Source organism: Streptomyces sp. NPDC006261 (genome assembly GCF_040613515.1).
In the GTDB taxonomy this organism is placed as follows: Bacteria; Actinomycetota; Actinomycetes; order Streptomycetales; family Streptomycetaceae; genus Streptomyces.
Genome location: NZ_JBEXSI010000004.1, coordinates 114,166 through 129,199, shown reverse-complemented (window position 1 = coordinate 129,199; position 15,034 = coordinate 114,166). Strand labels below are relative to the sequence as shown.

At 71.6% G+C, this 15,034-nt stretch carries 15 protein-coding genes, 1 pseudogene and 1 riboswitch; of the genes and pseudogenes, 4 read left to right on the top strand and 12 right to left on the bottom strand.

Annotated elements, in window-relative coordinates:
• Window positions 1-100 precede the first annotated feature (100 nt).
• Together ABZ154_RS03885 and ABZ154_RS03880 are read left to right on the top strand one after the other, a co-directional pair.
• A complete protein-coding gene (locus tag ABZ154_RS03885) occupies window positions 101-841 on the top strand; it encodes an ATP-binding cassette domain-containing protein (protein ID WP_356828745.1) in 741 nt (246 codons plus the stop codon).
• Window positions 823-1,983 carry a hypothetical protein gene (locus ABZ154_RS03880; protein WP_356828743.1) on the top strand — a complete coding sequence of 387 codons (1,161 nt, stop codon included), beginning with the start codon at window positions 823-825 and terminating at the stop codon, window positions 1,981-1,983. Before ABZ154_RS03885 ends, ABZ154_RS03880 begins: the two co-directional genes overlap by 19 nt.
• A 16-nt stretch (window positions 1,984-1,999) precedes the next feature.
• Here the strand turns inward: ABZ154_RS03880 and ABZ154_RS03875 are convergent, their stop codons facing one another.
• Both ABZ154_RS03875 and ABZ154_RS03870 read right to left on the bottom strand, forming a co-directional pair.
• Complete coding sequence (locus ABZ154_RS03875) at window positions 2,000-2,455, bottom strand: SRPBCC domain-containing protein (protein WP_356828741.1); 456 nt, start codon at window positions 2,453-2,455, stop codon at window positions 2,000-2,002.
• 255 nt (window positions 2,456-2,710) lie between these two features.
• A complete protein-coding gene (locus tag ABZ154_RS03870) occupies window positions 2,711-3,034 on the bottom strand; it encodes a hypothetical protein (protein WP_356828834.1) in 324 nt (107 codons plus the stop codon).
• Here ABZ154_RS03870 and ABZ154_RS03865 point away from each other — a divergent pair.
• A pseudogene (locus ABZ154_RS03865) lies at window positions 2,930-3,539 on the top strand (response regulator transcription factor). The gene ABZ154_RS03870 and the pseudogene ABZ154_RS03865 sit on opposite strands and share 105 nt — an antisense overlap.
• 4 nt (window positions 3,540-3,543) lie before the next feature.
• Here the strand turns inward: ABZ154_RS03865 and ABZ154_RS03860 are convergent.
• From ABZ154_RS03860 to rpsB, 9 genes are all read right to left on the bottom strand, one after another.
• On the bottom strand, window positions 3,544-4,566 hold the full coding sequence (locus ABZ154_RS03860) for an ABC transporter ATP-binding protein (protein WP_356828739.1): 1,023 nt from the start codon (window positions 4,564-4,566) through the stop codon (window positions 3,544-3,546).
• A 5-nt stretch (window positions 4,567-4,571) separates the two neighbouring features.
• Window positions 4,572-6,185: an iron ABC transporter permease gene (locus ABZ154_RS03855; protein WP_356828830.1), complete on the bottom strand. Its 1,614-nt coding sequence runs from the start codon at window positions 6,183-6,185 to the stop codon at window positions 4,572-4,574.
• 53 nt (window positions 6,186-6,238) lie between these two features.
• The gene (locus ABZ154_RS03850) at window positions 6,239-7,339 is read right to left on the bottom strand and encodes a thiamine ABC transporter substrate-binding protein (RefSeq protein ID WP_356828737.1); all 1,101 of its coding nucleotides are present in this window, start codon (window positions 7,337-7,339) and stop codon (window positions 6,239-6,241) included.
• Window positions 7,340-7,421: 82 nt separating this feature from the next.
• Window positions 7,422-7,538: riboswitch (TPP riboswitch) on the bottom strand.
• A gap of 63 nt (window positions 7,539-7,601) precedes the next feature.
• Window positions 7,602-8,708, bottom strand: coding sequence for a 23S rRNA (adenine(2503)-C(2))-methyltransferase RlmN (rlmN, locus tag ABZ154_RS03845; RefSeq protein ID WP_356828735.1), 1,107 nt, complete (start codon window positions 8,706-8,708; stop codon window positions 7,602-7,604).
• A 111-nt stretch (window positions 8,709-8,819) separates the two neighbouring features.
• On the bottom strand, window positions 8,820-9,905 hold the full coding sequence (locus ABZ154_RS03840) for a phosphatidate cytidylyltransferase (protein ID WP_356828733.1): 1,086 nt from the start codon (window positions 9,903-9,905) through the stop codon (window positions 8,820-8,822).
• Window positions 9,905-10,462: a ribosome recycling factor gene (gene frr, locus ABZ154_RS03835; protein WP_018509617.1), complete on the bottom strand. Its 558-nt coding sequence runs from the start codon at window positions 10,460-10,462 to the stop codon at window positions 9,905-9,907. The genes ABZ154_RS03840 and frr overlap by 1 nt, the downstream gene beginning before the upstream one ends.
• 116 nt (window positions 10,463-10,578) lie before the next feature.
• Complete coding sequence (pyrH, locus tag ABZ154_RS03830) at window positions 10,579-11,352, bottom strand: UMP kinase (RefSeq protein WP_356828731.1); 774 nt, start codon at window positions 11,350-11,352, stop codon at window positions 10,579-10,581.
• A 161-nt stretch (window positions 11,353-11,513) separates the two neighbouring features.
• Window positions 11,514-12,350 carry a translation elongation factor Ts gene (tsf, locus tag ABZ154_RS03825; RefSeq protein ID WP_356828729.1) on the bottom strand — a complete coding sequence of 279 codons (837 nt, stop codon included), beginning with the start codon at window positions 12,348-12,350 and terminating at the stop codon, window positions 11,514-11,516.
• A 99-nt stretch (window positions 12,351-12,449) separates the two neighbouring features.
• Entirely contained in the window at window positions 12,450-13,391 is a 942-nt protein-coding gene (rpsB, locus tag ABZ154_RS03820) for a 30S ribosomal protein S2 (RefSeq protein ID WP_030629544.1), read from the bottom strand.
• A gap of 277 nt (window positions 13,392-13,668) precedes the next feature.
• Here rpsB and ABZ154_RS03815 point away from each other — a divergent pair, with 277 nt between their 5' ends.
• On the top strand, window positions 13,669-14,445 hold the full coding sequence (locus ABZ154_RS03815) for a M23 family metallopeptidase (protein ID WP_356828727.1): 777 nt from the start codon (window positions 13,669-13,671) through the stop codon (window positions 14,443-14,445).
• Here the strand turns inward: ABZ154_RS03815 and ABZ154_RS03810 are convergent.
• A complete protein-coding gene (locus ABZ154_RS03810; RefSeq protein ID WP_356828829.1) occupies window positions 14,396-14,953 on the bottom strand; it encodes a helix-turn-helix domain-containing protein in 558 nt (185 codons plus the stop codon). The two genes, ABZ154_RS03815 and ABZ154_RS03810, sit on opposite strands and share 50 nt — an antisense overlap.
• Window positions 14,954-15,034 lie beyond the last annotated feature (81 nt).

The following is a 15,034-nucleotide window of genomic DNA, read 5'->3' as shown; positions in this document are numbered from 1 at the left end:
CCCCGGTCCGACTACCTACGGTGCCCAGTGACCGATCGGCCGCGTCCTCGTTCCCCCGTACGGGGGAACGGGAAAACTCATCCGAACCGAGGTGTACGCCATGGTGGCCCCGCCGGACAACGACGTGATCTGGGCGCGTTCCCTGCACCACTCCCACAACGGATCGCCCGGTCTCGGCGGTGTCTCCGTCTCCGTCCGCGACGCCGAGATCCTGGCCGTGACCGGCCCGCGCGGCAGCGGGAAGACCACCCTGCTGCACTGCCTGTCGGGCCGGCTGGTGCCCGAGCAGGGCGAGGTCTGGTTCAACAGCGTCCCCGTCCACACGATGGCTCCACGGGTGCGCGAGCAGCTCCGGAGGGAACGCTTCGGCTGGATCGGCGCCGACCCGGAGCTCGTCCCCGAGCTGACCACCTGGGAGAACGCTGCGCTGCCGCTGCTGCTGCGCGGCGCCTCGCACCGGGCCGCGAAGAAGGCCGCCACGGAGTGGCTGGAGCGCCTGGACATCGCCGCCCTCGCCAAGAAGCGCCCGCACGCCCTGCTCCAGGCCGAACGCCAGCGGGTCTCCGTCGCCCGGGCCCTGTGCGCGCGGCCGACGGTGCTCTTCGCCGACGAGCCCACCGCGACCCTGCACCGGGCCGAGCGCTCCCAGCTTCTGCGCACCCTGACAGCCGCGGCCCGCTCGCACGGCATCACGGTGGTCCTGGCCACCCATGACGCCGAGGTCGCCGCCCTCGCCGACCGGACCGTCCCTCTGCTGGACGGCCGCCGCGTCGCCACCGTCGCCCTGCCCGGCGTATCCGCCGATACGGAGGGCAGCGCGGCGTGCTCGCTCTCCGTCTAGCCCGCGGCACACACCCCCTGGTCCTGGTCCGGCGGCTGCTCGTCGTCGCCGCCTCCGCCGGTGTCGGCTTCCTCCTCCTGTGCTCCCTGGGGTACGCCTCCGCGCATCCCGCGTCCGCCGGTTCGGTGCTGCGGCTGCTGTGGTGCTTCGTTCCGCTGGCCGCCACCGTGATGTTCGCCGTGGCGGTGGCCCGTACGGATCCGAGCACAAGGCCCCGGCCCGGCCTCTCCGCGGTCGGTCTCGGCCCGGTGCGGCTCTCGGTGCTGGCCGCGGTCTCGACGGCCGTCTCCACCACGCTCGGCTCGATGGTGGCGCTGCTCTTCTTCCTGCATCTGCGGGGCGACCTGACCGGGATGCCGTTCGACGGCGGAGCGGCGGAGTTCCTCGGCGCGGGTACTCCGTTGCCGCTGGCCGCCGCGCTGATGCTGCTCGCCCTCGTACCGGTGCTGGCGGCGACGGCGAGCGCCCTGGCGCTGCGGTCCCGGCCCGACGCGGCCCGGGACACCTTCGGCTCCGAGGAACTGCCGGAGCCCGCCCCCGCGCCGAGCGGGCTCCCGTGGGGCGTGGCGCTGGTGGCCGTGGGGCTGGCGGTCGAGGCGTACGCGTCCCGGGACGGGGCCGGGAGCGCGTTCCCGCTGCCCGGCCGGTTCGACGCGACCCCGGTGGCGGTGCTGGCCGGCTGGACGCTGGCCGCGATCGGCCTGGCCGTTGCCGGTCCCGGCCTGACGTATCTGTGCGGGCGGGCGCTTCAGGCGGCGCGCCCCGGTGCCGCACGCCTGCTGGCGGGCCGGGTCCTGATGGACGAGGCGCGCCGGATCGGCCGCCCGCTCGGGATCGTCTGCGCGGTGGTCGCGGCGGTGATCGCCGCATCGGCGCTGTACGGGGGCGACGAGCGCCCGTACGGCCCGCTCACCGCACTGGGAGCGCTGCTGGTCCTCGGCTGCACGGCGGCGACGCTGCTGACCTCGGCCCTGGAGGCGAAGCAGGCCCGCGCCCACACCGCCGAGGCGCTGCTGCGGATGGGCGCCCCCGCCTCCGTACTGCGCGCCGCGACCGCGCTGCGGGCGGCCGCGCTGCTGGCCGTGTTCGCCCCGCTGACCTGGGTGATCGCGGAGCTGGCGGCGCTGCCGCTGGCGAAGTAGGCCGCGCGGGGGGCGCTCAGGGGTGGGTGGCGAGACGGGCGGCCAGCGCGTCGAAGAGGGCCTCCCAGCCGTCCTCGGCCGCCGCGTACTGCTCCGGTGTGAGGTTGCCGCCGCGCTGCTGGAAGGCGAGCTCGGTGGTTCCGTGGCCGAGGTCGGTGAAGGTGACGGTGATGGTCTCGCCCTCCGCGTCCTTCGGCGCGGACCCGTCCTTGAGCGTGAGGACGAGGCCGTCGGGCTCGCTCACCTCGCGGTAGACCCCGTGGAACGGCATCTCGACGCCCGGCATCACGATGACCAGGCTCCATGCCCCGCCCGGCCGTACGTCCATCGACACCCGGTCCAGCGGCACCTCGGCCTCGCCGCCGTACCAGGCGGCGAAGTCCTCCGGTGACGTCCAGGCCGCGAAGACCCGCCGCTGCGGGGCATTCAGCACGCGGGTGAGGTCGATGCCCTGGCGGGTGCCACCGTTCATGGTCGGGGTCCTCGTCTCGTGGTCGCGGTCCGGGGCGGGGCGGGAGTAGGCCCGGAAGTTCGGGGGTCGGGTCCGGGTCGGGTCCGGGATCCGGGGGTCGGATCCAGGGTCGGGTCCGGGATCCGGGGGCCGGGTCCGGGGAGGGTCCGTCTCCAGCTTGCCCGGGCGTCCCCCTCCTGTCCTGTCGCGCCGGTCAGGGGCTCAGGGGCGCAGCAGCCCCTCCAGCGTGGCGTACGCGCTGTCCCACCCCCACCCTCACGCCTCCCGGACCCGGGCCCGCCCCTTCTCACCCATCGCGGCGGCGGCCTCGCGGTCCCGCAGCAGCCCGACGAGCCGGTCCGCCACGGCCTCCGCATCCCGCCCGTCCACCACATGGCCAGTCCCGGTGGACGGCTCGGCCGAACTGCGGATCAGCGGGGAGGAGATACGCCTGCCGCCGTCCTGGGAGCGGTCGTCAGGACGGCGTCGTCCCTTCTGCTGGACACCGAGGAGGACATCGAGGTGGTCGGCGAGGCGGAGGGCGGCGAGCAGGCGGTCCGCGTCGCGGCCGAACTGCGGCCGGACGTCACCCTGTTGCACATCCGGATGCCCAAGCCCGGCGGAATCGACGTGGCCCGCAAGATCGTCACCGCGTCGGGCGAGGCGACGAAGGCGCTGATCCTGACGACGTTCGGGCTGGACGAGTATGTGTACGACGCGCTGACGGCGGGGGCCAGCGGCTTCCTGCTCAAGGACGCGACCTTCCCCGGACTGCTCCACGCGGTACGGGTGGTGGCCGGCGGGCCCCCGCTGCTGGCGCCCGAGATCACCGGCAGGCTGATCGCGGAGGACACCCGGCAGCGGGTCAGCGCGCCTCCGGTCCGCTCGGTCGAGGGGCTGACCGCGCGCGAGGCGGAGGTCCTCGTCCTCATCGCCCAGGGCCTGTCCAACGCGGACATCGCCGCCCGGCTGACCATCACCGACCACACGGTGAAGACCCGCATCAACCGGCTCTTCGCGAAGACGGAGCTGCGGGACCGGGCGCAGGGCCGTGATCCTGGCGTACGAACTGGGGCTGGTGGTGGCGGGGGCGCACACCTCCTGAGCCTTCAGGACCCTGCCAGCACCACGGTCTCCGCCGCGTCGAACCGGACGCCCACCGCCGCGCCCTCGTCCGGGGTGTCCCGCAGGGTGCACTCGGCCTCCAGCACCGGCGCGTTCTCGGGGGTCAGCCGCACGGTCACGTGGTTGCCGCGGAACGTGCGTACGCCGGCCCTGCAGCGCAGCCCGTCCTCCGGAGCGCCGATCAGGACACCGGCGGGGCGCACCAGCAGATCGGCCTCGCCCTGGGGGGAGCCCTCGGGGACCGGCACCTTGCCCCAGGCGGTCGCGGCCGCCCGGCCGGTCACCGTCGCCGGGGTCACGTTGTCGAAGCCGAGGAAACGGGCGACGAACGCGGAGGCGGGGCGCTGCCAGACGTCCAGCGGGCTGCCCTCCTGGGCGATCCGCCCATCCCGCATCACCACCACCCGGTCGGCGAGGGCGAACGCCTCGCCCTGGTCGTGGGTGACGGCGAGCACCGTCGTACCCAGCTCCTGGAACAGGGTGCGCAGTTCGATGACAAGCCGTTCGCGCAGACTGCGGTCCAGCTGCCCGAGGGGTTCGTCGAGCATCAGGAGCTTGGGGCGCGGGGCGAGGGCGCGGGCGAGGGCGACGCGCTGCTGCTCGCCGCCGGAGAGCGCGGCGACGGCACGGCGTTCGGCGCCGGGGAGCCCCACCAGCTCCAGGAGTTCGCGGACCCGGCGCTCGGACTCCGCTCGCCCGGTGCCGTGCATCCGCAGCCCGAAGGCCACGTTGGCGCCGACATCGCGGTGCGGGAAGAGCTGGTGGTCCTGGAACATCAGGCCGAGCCCGCGCCGGTGGACCGGGACACCGCTCTGGTCCTGGCCGGCCAGCAGCACCCGGCCGCCGTCCATGGGCTGGAGCCCCGCGACGGCCCGGAGCAGGGTGGACTTCCCGCTGCCGCTGGGGCCGAGCACGCAGACGATCCGGTGGTCGGCGACCTCCAGGTCCACGGCGTCGAGGGCGGCCCGCTTCCCGAACCGTACGGTGGCTGCCTGCAAGCTCAGCATGGCGTTCAGAACTCCCCGGATCGGTCGGTACGGATGCGTTCGAGGAGCAGCAGCGACACCGCGCACACGAGCATCAGGATCGTGCTGAGGGCCATCGCCTGCCCGTAGTTGAGCTCCCCGGACCGGCCCAGCAGCCGGGCGACCGCGACCGGCAGGGTCGGGTTGTCGGGCCGGGCGATGAAGACGGTGGCGCCGAACTCCCCGAGCGACACGGCGAACGCGAAGCCCGCCGCGACCAGCACGGCCCGCCGCACCAGCGGCAGATCGACCTCGCGCCAGGCCCGCAACGGGGAGGCCCCGAGCACGGCGGCGGCCTCGCGCAGCCGGTCGTCCACCGCGCGGAGCACGGGGAGCATGGTCCGTACGACGAAGGGGACGCCCACCAGCGCCTGGGCCAGCGGGACCAGGATCCAGGAGGTGCGCAGGTCGAGCGGCGGCTTGTCGAGGGTGATGAGGAAGCCGAAACCGACGGTGACGGCGGAGACCCCGAGCGGCAGCATCAGCAGCGCGTCGAAGCCGCGTACGAGCCGCCCCGCCCGCCGGGTCAGGGCCGCCGCCGCGAGACCGCCGACGACGAGGGCGATGAGGGTCGCGACGAACGCGTACTGGAGGGAGTTGCCGACCGCCTCCAGCGGCGGTACGAGGAAGGTGGAGCCACTGCCTCCGGCCGACTGAAGGGCCTCGTAGTAACCGAGGCCGTACCCCTCCGGCCCGTCGAACGACCGCTCCACGAGCACGCCGAGGGGCAGCAGGATCAGCACCAGTGCGGTGAGCAGCACCCCGCCGAGCAGCGCCCACTGTCCGGCGCCGCGCGGCCGGCGGGAGGTCTGCGCCGGGTCCACCAGCTTCAGCGCCCGTTCCCGGCGGCGTACGGTCACGGCGTGCAGGGCGAGGATCGCGCCGACCGCCACGAACTGCACCATGGTCAGGACGGCGGCCGTCGGCAGGTCGAGCAGCTGGGCGGTCTGCCGGTAGACCTCCACCTCCAGGGTGGAGTACGCGGGGCCACCGAGGATCTGCACGACACCGAACGAGGTGAAAGTGAACAGGAAGACCATCAGTGCGGCGGCGGCCACCGCCGGGCCGAGCGCGGGCAGCGTCACCCGGCGCCAGGCGGCGAACCGTCCGGCGCCGAGCACCCGGGCGGCCTCCTCCTGGCGCGGGTCGAGCTGCGACCAGAGGCCGCCGACCGTCCGGACGACCACCGCGTAGTTGAAGAAGACGTGCGCGAGCAGGATCGCCCAGACGGTGGTGTCGAGCCGCACGCCCCACAGCTCGTCGAGGAAGCCGCCGCGCCCGAGCAGCGCCAGGAACGCGGTGCCGACGACGACCGTGGGCAGCACGAACGGCACGGTGACGACCGCGCGCAGCACCTGCTTTCCGGGGAAGTCGAAGCGGGCGAGGACGTATGCGCCGGGCAGAGCGATCAGCAGGGTGAACGCGGTCGAGGCGAGGGCCTGCCAGGTGGTGAACCAGAGGACGTCCAGGATGTCCGGGCGGGTCAGCACGTCGCCGATCCGCCCGAACTGCCAGGAGCCGTCCGTCTTCAGCCCGCGGCCGACGATCGCGGAGACGGGGTAGGCGAAGAAGACGGCGAAGAACGCTACGGGCACCGCCATCAGGCCGAGCCGCACCGCCGCTCCGCGCCGCCCGCCTCCGCCGGTGGTACCGGCTACTTCACGACGAGCGAGTGCCACGCCTGGACCCACTGCTCACGGTTGGCGGCGATCTCCTCCGGGGCCACCGTGGCCGGCTTGTCGACGCTCTCGCCGAACTCGGTGAAGACGCCCGGCAGCTTCGCGTCCGTCACGACCGGGTTCACGAACATGTTCAGCGGCACGTCCTCCTGGAACGTCTTGCTGATCAGGAAGTCCAGCAGCGCCTTGCCGCCCGCCTCGTTCTTCGCACCGTTCAGCAGCCCGGCGTACTCGGTCTGCCGGAAGCAGGTCCCGGTGGAGACGCCGGTGGGGGCCTCCTCGGGCTGCGGGTCGGCGTAGAGGACCTCGACGGGCGGGCTGGAGGCGTAACTGACGACGAGCGGCCGGTCCGCCTTGGCCTTCTTTCCGCCCGCGGAGCCCGAGAACTCCTCGTTGTACGCCTGCTCCCAGCCGTCGACGACCTTGACGCCGTTGGCCTTCAGCTTCTTCCAGTACGCCTCGTAGCCGTCCTCGCCCTGGGTGGCGATGGTGCCGAGGAGGAAGCCGAGGCCGGGCGAGGAGTTCGCCGCGTTCTCGGTGACGAGGAGGTTCTTGTACGCGGGCTTCAGCAGGTCCTCGAAGGTCTGCGGCGGCGCGAGCTTCTTGTCGGCGAAGTACTTCTTGTCGTAGTTGACGCAGATGTCACCGGTGTCGACAGGCGTGACGCGGTGCTTGTCGTCCTGCTCGGTGCCGTCGGCGACCCGGTCCAGGCCCTTGGCCTCGTACGCGGTGAAGAGGCCGTGGTCGAGGGCACGGGAGAGCAGGGTGTTGTCGACGCCGAAGAAGACGTCACCTCGCGGGGAGCCCTTGGTCAGGATCTCCTGGTTGAGGGCGGCACCGGCGTCGCCGCTCTTGAGCAGCTCGACGGTGTAGCCGCTCTCCTTGGTGAACTGCTTCAGCACGTCTTCCGAGGCGTTGAAGGAGTCGTGGGTGACCAGGGTGACCGTCTTGGAGCCGCTGCCCTTCGACGCGCCCGACCCGGCAGAGCTGTCGTCGGAGCCTCCGCAGCCCGCGAGGACGGTGACGCCGAACGCCGCGGCGAGCGCGGTCGAGGCGTACTTCTTGGTGGTGTTCATGTGATTCCTCCTGGAGGTGACCAGGAAGAGACGCGGCCCCGCCCGCCGCCGGGTCGTACCGGAAGCGGGCAGGGCGCAACAGCTTGAGTAAGGTCCGAACTTCCTACCCGGAATGACCCGGGCGAGGTTCAGAGGGTCTGCGGCCAACCTGTCCTTGGTGCCGCACTCTCAGCGCTGTGGCGCTCCCCTGTCGGAATATGAAGTTGATTTCGGCCCAGGCTACACCGGCGGTTTTCGGCCGAGCCCATAGGGCCACCTGCTCTCAGCGCTCGGAGGCCGCCAGCTGCCCGCAGGCCCCGTCGATCTCCTGGCCGCGGGTGTCCCGGACGGTGACCGGCACGCCGTGGGCCGCGATGGCCTCCACGAACGCCTTCTCGTCCTCGGGGCGCGAGGCGGTCCACTTGGAGCCGGGTGTGGGGTTCAGCGGGATCAGGTTGACGTGCACCCGCTTGCCCTTCAGCAGCCGGCCCAGCAGGTCACCGCGCCAGGCCTGGTCGTTGATGTCCCGGATCAGGGCGTACTCGATGGAGATCCGGCGGCCGGACTTCTCCGCGTACTCCCAGGCGGCATCCAGCACCTCGCGTACGTTCCACCGAGTGTTGACGGGGACGAGGGTGTCGCGCAGCTCGTCGTCCGGGGCGTGCAGCGAGACGGCGAGGCGGCATTTGAAGCCCTCGTCGGAGAAGCGCAGCATCGCCGGGACGAGCCCGACCGTGGAGACGGTGATCCCGCGCTGGGAGAGGCCGAGGCCGTCCGGCTCGGGGTCGGTGAGCCGGCGGATCGCTCCGACGACACGGTTGTAGTTGGCGAGCGGCTCGCCCATGCCCATGAAGACGATGTTGGAGAGCCGGGCCGGCCCGCCGGGCACCTCCCCGTCGCGCAGGGCGCGCATGCCGTCGACGATCTGGTGCACGATCTCGGCGGTCGACAGGTTGCGGTCGAGGCCGGCCTGCCCGGTGGCGCAGAACGGGCAGTTCATCCCACAGCCGGCCTGGGACGAGATGCACATCGTGACGCGCTCGGGGTAGCGCATCAGGACGGACTCGACGAGCGTCCCGTCGTGCAGCTTCCACAGCGTCTTACGGGTGGTGTCGTCGTCGCAGCTGATGTGACGGACCACGGACATCAGGTCCGGGAACAGCGCCTCGGCGAGCTTCTCCCGGGACCTGGCGGGGATGTTGGTCCACTGCTCCGGGTCATGCGCGTACCGCGCGAAGTAGTGCTGCGAGAGCTGCTGGGCGCGGAACGGCCTCTCGCCGGTCGCGGCGACCGCTTCCTTGCGCTCGGCGGGCGTGAGGTCGGCGAGGTGCCGCGGCGGCTTCTTGGCTCCGCGGGGCGCGACGAAAGTGAGTTCTCCGGGCTTAGGCATGGTTCATCCAGTGTCGCAGACAGACGGGTGAGGGCCCGCCGCCCTGTGGACGACGGACCCTCACTCGTAGAACGTGCAGGTGGGACGTGGTGCGCGAGGCTGCGCGGACCCTCAGCCGGAGCCGACGAACAGCACGAGCAGCAGCCACACCACCGGCGCGGTCGGCAGCAGCGAGTCCAGCCGGTCCATGATGCCGCCGTGGCCGGGGAGCAGGGTGCCCATGTCCTTGATTCCGAGGTCCCGCTTGATCATGGACTCGCCCAGGTCACCGAGGGTGGCGCTGACGGCGACCGCGAGACCTAGCAGCAGACCCTGCCACCAGGCGCCACCCTCGATCAGGAACTCCATGCACAGCGCGCCGGCGACCATCGCGAAGGAGACGGCGCCGAGCAGGCCCTCGCGGGTCTTGCCGGGGCTGATGCGGGGGGCCAGTTTGTGGGTGCCGAAGCGCCAGCCGACCGCGTACGCCCCGGTGTCGCTGACGACGGTGAGGACGAGGAAGGTGAGAACTCGCCACGGTCCGTCGTCCGCCGTCAGCAGCAGGGCGACGAAGGTGGCCAGGAAGGGGACGTAGAACGCGGCGAAGACACCCGCCGTGACGTCCGTGAGGTACCCCTCGGGCGGCTCGGTCATCCGCCAGACCAGCACCGCCAGGGCGGTCAGGGCCATGGCGACCCAGGCGCCCTCCGCGCCGCGTGCGTAGCCGGCGACGACCATCGCGGCCCCGCCGACGGCCAGCGGGAGCAGGGGCGCCTTGATGCCCTTCTGCTCCTGGAGGCGGGAGGTGAGCTCCCAGAGGCCGACGACGACGGCGAGGGCGATCACGCCGACGAAGACGGCCTTCACGACGAACAGCGAGGCGACGATGACGGCGCCGAGCCCCACGCCGACCCCTATGGCGGCGCGCAGATCACGCCCCGCACGCTTCTTCTGCGGCGGGGACGGCAGCGGGGTGGACATGGGCTCCTGCGGCATCTCGTCACGGAACAGGGGGCCGCCGACGTGCGCGGCGTCCCCGTCCCGGCTGGCGCGGCTCTGTGCGTCTCTACCTGCGTCGGGGACGTCCGGCACGTTGGGCATGGGCCGAGTCTGCTGGGGTTCATGCGCATCGTAGGCGGGACCCGCCGGAGCGACCCCCATCTCGGGGGCACCCCGGTAACCGGCTCCCTGCGGTGCACCCCAGGAAGAGTCGTTCATCAGACTTCGAGCAGCTCGGCTTCCTTGTGCTTGAGCAGCTCGTCCACCTGCGCGACGTACTTCGCGGTGGTGTCGTCGAGCTCCTTCTCGGCGCGGCGCACCTCGTCCTCGCCGGACTCCTTGTCCTTGACGAGCTTGTCGAGCGCTTCCTTGGCCTTGCGGCGGATGGAGCGGATCGAGATCTTGGAGTCCTCGGCCTTGGTCTTGGCGACCTTGATGTACTCCTTGCGGCGGTCCTGGGTGAGCTCAGGGAAGGTCACCCGGATGATATTGCCGTCGTTGCTCGGGTTGACGCCGAGGTCGGAGTCGCGGATCGCCTGCTCGATGTTGCGCAGCGCGGTCTTGTCGAACGGCGTCACGACGGCCATCCGCGGCTCGGGAACCGAGAACGAGGCCAGCTGGTTGATCGGGGTCAGCGCGCCGTAGTAGTCGGCGACGATCTTGTTGAACATCGCCGGGTGCGCGCGGCCGGTACGGATCGCGGCGAAGTCCTCTTTCGCGACGACAACGGCCTTCTCCATCTTCTCCTCGGCCTCGAGGAGGATTTCTTCGATCACCACGTGCTCCTGCGTGTCTTGAGCGGGCCCGTCACCGACGGGCCCTGCGGGTCCTGCGTCGCGTCCTCACCTGCACGGTGTCCGACCGGCAGGCCGTTGTCCATCCTGGGGGGCCGTCAGGCCCGGGTGCTCTCGTCGCTGACGAGCGTGCCGATCTTCTCACCCTTGACCGCGCGGGCGATATTGCCCTCGGCGGTCAGCTCGAAGACGAGGATCGGGAGCTTGTTGTCACGGCAGAGTGTGATGGCGGTGGCGTCGGCGACCTTCAGATCGCGCGAGATCACCTCGCCGTACTCCAACGCGTCGAACTTCACCGCGTCGGGATTGGTCTTCGGGTCGGAGTCGTAGACCCCGTCCACACCGTTCTTCCCCATGAGCAGCGCCTCGGCGTCAATCTCCAGGGCGCGCTGGGCGGCGGTGGTGTCGGTGGAGAAGTACGGCATGCCCATGCCGGCGCCGAAGATGACGACGCGCCCCTTCTCCAGGTGCCGTACGGCCCGCAGGGGAATGTACGGCTCGGCGACCTGGCCCATGGTGATGGCGGTCTGGACGCGCGAGTCGATTCCCTCCTTCTCCAGGAAGTCCTGGAGCGCCAGGCAGTTCATGACGGTGCCGAGCATGCCCATGTAGTCGGACCGGGCCCGGTCCATGCCGCGCTGCTGGAGCTCGGCACCGCGGAAGAAGTTGCCTCCCCCGATGACCACCGCGATCTCCGCGCCGTCGCGTACGACGGCGGCGATCTCGCGGGCGATGGTGTGCACGACGTCGGGGTCGACGCCGAGGCCGCCGCCACCGGCGAAGGCCTCGCCGGAGAGCTTCAGCATGAAGCGCCCGGAAAACGTGTCGTCGCGCTTGTCGTCGGCCTGAATGGCGTCCGCGCCCTTGTCCATGGAAATTCTCCTCGTGCACATACGAAGAAGGCCATTGCCGGTGGGTCTGGTGTCCCTACAGCGGCAATGGCCTCCTCGTCAGATCTGCGGTCGTCCGGCGTGAGTGCGGCCGTCGACTGCACCAGACCCTATCGGGTCCGGCGCTGTTCGCCCGGACGGACTCAGATGCCGACCTTGATGCGCGAGAAGCGCTTCAGGGTGACACCGGCCTCGTCCAGGATCTTCTGGACGGACTTCTTGGCGTCCAGCGCGTAGGGCTGGCCGAGAAGCGTGGCCTCCTTGAAGAAGCCGTTGACGCGACCCTCGACGATCTTCGGGAGTGCGGCCTCGGGCTTGCCCTCGGCGCGCGTGGTCTCCTCGGCGACGCGACGCTCGGCCTCGACGAGCTCGGCCGGAACGTCCTCGCGGGAGAGGTACTTCGGGGCGAAGGCGGCGATGTGCTGCGCGATGCCCTTGGCCAGCTCGGCGTCGGCCTTGTCCAGCTCGACCAGGACACCGATCTGCGGGGGCAGGTCGGGCATGGTGCGGTGCATGTACACGGAGACGAAGGCGCCGGTGAACTGCGCGAAGCGGTCCAGGACGATCTTCTCGCCGAGGTTGGCGTTGGCCTCGTCCACGTACGCCTGGACGGTCTTGCCGGGCTCGATCTCGGAGGCGAGGAGCGCGGCGGTATCGGCCGGGGACGTGGCGGCGACGTGGGCGGCCAGCGCGTTGGCGACGGCCTGGAACTTGTCGCCCTTGGCGACGAAGTCCGTCTCGCACTTCAGCTCGAGGAGGACGCCGGACGTCTTGTCCTCGGAGATGAGGGAGACGACGGCGCCGTTCTCGGCCGAGCGGCCCTCGCGCTTGGCGACGCCCTTCTGGCCCTTGATACGGAGCGCCTCGACGGCCTTGTCGACGCTGCCGTCGGCCTCGTCGAGCGCCTTCTTGCAGTCCATCATGCCGGCGCCGGTGAGCTCGCGGAGCTTCTTGACGTCAGCGGCGGTGTAGTTCGCCATGAGTCTGTATGTCTCTTTCGAAGTCTGAAAGATCTACGGGTGAACGGCGGGGGCGGCGCTTGTGGCGCCGACCCCCGCCGTCAGTAGCCGTGACGGGTGTCAGGCCTGCTCGGCGTCCGCGTCGGCGGCCGGGGCGTCGGCGGCCGGAGCCTCGACAGCGGCCTCGGCTTCGGCGACGGCCTCGGCAGGCTTCTCGGCGTCGGCGACCTTCTCGGTCTCGGCGGAGGACTGGACCTCGGCGGCAGCCGCGGTCTCGTCCTTCTTGTCGCCCTCGAGCAGGTCGCGCTCCCACTCGGCGAGGGGCTCGCCGGCGGCCTTCTCGCCCGGCTTCGAGTCACCGGTGGCGGCACCGGAGCGGGCGATGAGGCCCTCGGCGACGGCGTCGGCGATCACGCGGGTGAGCAGGGTGACGGAGCGGATCGCGTCGTCGTTGCCCGGAATCTTGTAGTCGACCTCGTCGGGGTCGCAGTTGGTGTCGAGGATCGCGACGACCGGGATGTGGAGCTTGCGCGCCTCACCGACGGCGATGTGCTCCTTCTTGGTGTCGACGATCCAGACGGCGCTGGGCACCTTCTGCATCTCGCGGATACCACCGAGGGTCTTCTCCAGCTTGGCCTTCTCACGCGAGAGGACCAGGAGCTCCTTCTTGGTGAGGCCGGAGGCGGCCACGTCCTCGAAGTCGATGAGCTCGAGCTCCTTCAGACGCTGAAGGCGCTTGTAGACGGTGGAGAAGTTGGTGAGCATGCCACCGAGCCAACGCTGGTTGACGTACGGCATGCCGACGCGCGTCGCCTGCTCGGCGATGGCCTCCTGGGCCTGCTTCTTCGTACCCACGAACATGATGGAGCCGCCGTGGGCGACGGTCTCCTTGACGAACTCGTAGGCGCGGTCGATGTACGACAGCGACTGGAGCAGGTCGATGATGTAGATGCCGTTGCGCTCGGTGAAGATGAAGCGCTTCATCTTCGGGTTCCAGCGACGGGTCTGGTGACCGAAGTGGACGCCGCTTTCCAGCAGCTCCCGCATCGTGACGACGGCCATGGCCGTACTCCTTGAGGTGCTCGGTTATCGCGATCGCAGGTTTGCGTTCGCGCCTGACGCCCCGACGCGCCGTGCCACGAGGGACCGAGGGGCGCGGCCACCATCTCGGAAGAGGGAGGTGGCGGGGCGTGCGAAGTCGACCCGGTGACCCGGATCGCCACAAGAAGTGTACGGGACCCGCCGGGTGCCGGGTGACGGCGATATCCACAACCGGCGAGTACTCCACAGGAGCGGTCCGTGATCCCCGGAATCCGGCCCTCCGGGAGAGCGTTGGTCCATGCGATTCCTGACCCTGCCGCCCCGCCCACCCGGCCCCCGCCGCTGGCGTGCGCCGATGTTCCTGCTGATCGCGGTCCTGCTGGCGGCGGCGCCGGTGACCTCGGCCGGTGCCCGGTTCCTGCCCGCCGCCCGGACCGGGGAGGCGCCGCCGGCGACGGCACCGGGCGCGGAGGCGCCCCCGTCGGCAGCCGGGCCGGACGAGGACGCGGAGGCAGGGGCGGGGGCGGGCGACGGGACGTTCGCGGAGCTGGACGGTGGCCCGGTCTGGCCGCTGGCCGGCCGCCCCGCGGTGGTACGGGGGTGGGAGCCGCCCGCCACCCCGTACGGGCCCGGCCACCGCGGCGTCGATCTGGCGGCCCGGCCGGGTGACGCGGTCCTGGCCGCCGCCACGGGCCGGGTCTCGTTCGCGGGGCGGGTGGCCGGGCGCGGGTCGCTCGTCGTCGAGCTGGCCGGGAGCGGAGCGCCCCCGCTGCGCACGACGTACGAGCCGGTACGGGCGCTGGTGGACAAGGGCGACGAGGTCGTCGCGGGGCAGCCGGTCGGGGTGCTGGAGGCGGGACCGTTCCACTGCGCCGCGGGCTGCCTGCACTGGGGGCTGCGGCGGGGCGACGCCTACCTGGACCCGCTCTCGCTGCTGCCGCGCGCACTCCTGCGGCGCGGGCCGTCACGGCTGCTGCCCGTGTTCGGGATGCCGGAACCGGGTGGAGCGACGGGGGCCGCCGCGCTCAGCCTCGTACGCCGCGCAGGATCATCGCGACGGCGGTGTCCGCGATGACGCCGGGCTCCTCCGCGACGCTCAGCTCGATACGGCGCACGGCAGCGTCCACCGATCCCTGCAGGAGCATCGCGGCGAGCCTGGGCTGCGTGTGGCCGAGGTCCCCCAGCGCGTCGACGATCATGGCGATCAGGCCGCCGTGCGCGGCCCTGATCTTCTCCCGGGCACCGGCGTCCAGCTCACTCGCGGAGATCGCGACGACCGCCCGGTGACGGCGGTCCCCGACGAGGTCGAGCTGGCGGCGCACATACGCCTCGATCTTCGCCTCGGGGGTCTCGGCGCGCTCCATCGCGTTCTCGACCTCGGCCGCCCAGACCGGGAAGTCGACGGCGCAGAGCTCTTCGACGACGGCGGCACGGGAGCGGAAGTACTCGTACACGGAGGACCGGGCGAGGCCCGTGCGCTCGGCGAGTGCGGGGAAGGTCAGCGCCTCCGTACCGCCCTCGGACAGCAGGGAGCGCGCGGCGTCCAGGAGGGCGCCGCGCTGCATGGTCCGGTGCTCGGCCACGGAGGCCGCTCGAATCCTGGGCACGCATCCACTCTACGGCGGCAGATGCCGGAGGGAAGGGCAGAGCGTCGGTCCGGGTGG

Excerpts from the sequence above, each read along its gene's own strand:
- ABZ154_RS03885 (WP_356828745.1), top strand. The coding sequence starts at position 101 with ATGGTGGCCCCGCCGGACAACGACGTGATCTGGGCGCGTTCCCTGCAC.
- ABZ154_RS03875 (WP_356828741.1), bottom strand. The coding sequence starts at position 2,455 with ATGAACGGTGGCACCCGCCAGGGCATCGACCTCACCCGCGTGCTGAAT.
- ABZ154_RS03860 (WP_356828739.1), bottom strand. The coding sequence starts at position 4,566 with ATGCTGAGCTTGCAGGCAGCCACCGTACGGTTCGGGAAGCGGGCCGCC.
- ABZ154_RS03855 (WP_356828830.1), bottom strand. The coding sequence starts at position 6,185 with ATGGCGGTGCCCGTAGCGTTCTTCGCCGTCTTCTTCGCCTACCCCGTC.
- ABZ154_RS03850 (WP_356828737.1), bottom strand. The coding sequence starts at position 7,339 with ATGAACACCACCAAGAAGTACGCCTCGACCGCGCTCGCCGCGGCGTTC.
- rlmN (WP_356828735.1), bottom strand. The coding sequence starts at position 8,708 with ATGCCTAAGCCCGGAGAACTCACTTTCGTCGCGCCCCGCGGAGCCAAG.
- ABZ154_RS03840 (WP_356828733.1), bottom strand. The coding sequence starts at position 9,905 with ATGAACGACTCTTCCTGGGGTGCACCGCAGGGAGCCGGTTACCGGGGT.
- pyrH (WP_356828731.1), bottom strand. The coding sequence starts at position 11,352 with ATGGACAAGGGCGCGGACGCCATTCAGGCCGACGACAAGCGCGACGAC.
- tsf (WP_356828729.1), bottom strand. The coding sequence starts at position 12,350 with ATGGCGAACTACACCGCCGCTGACGTCAAGAAGCTCCGCGAGCTCACC.
- rpsB (WP_030629544.1), bottom strand. The coding sequence starts at position 13,391 with ATGGCCGTCGTCACGATGCGGGAGCTGCTGGAAAGCGGCGTCCACTTC.
- ABZ154_RS03815 (WP_356828727.1), top strand. The coding sequence starts at position 13,669 with ATGCGATTCCTGACCCTGCCGCCCCGCCCACCCGGCCCCCGCCGCTGG.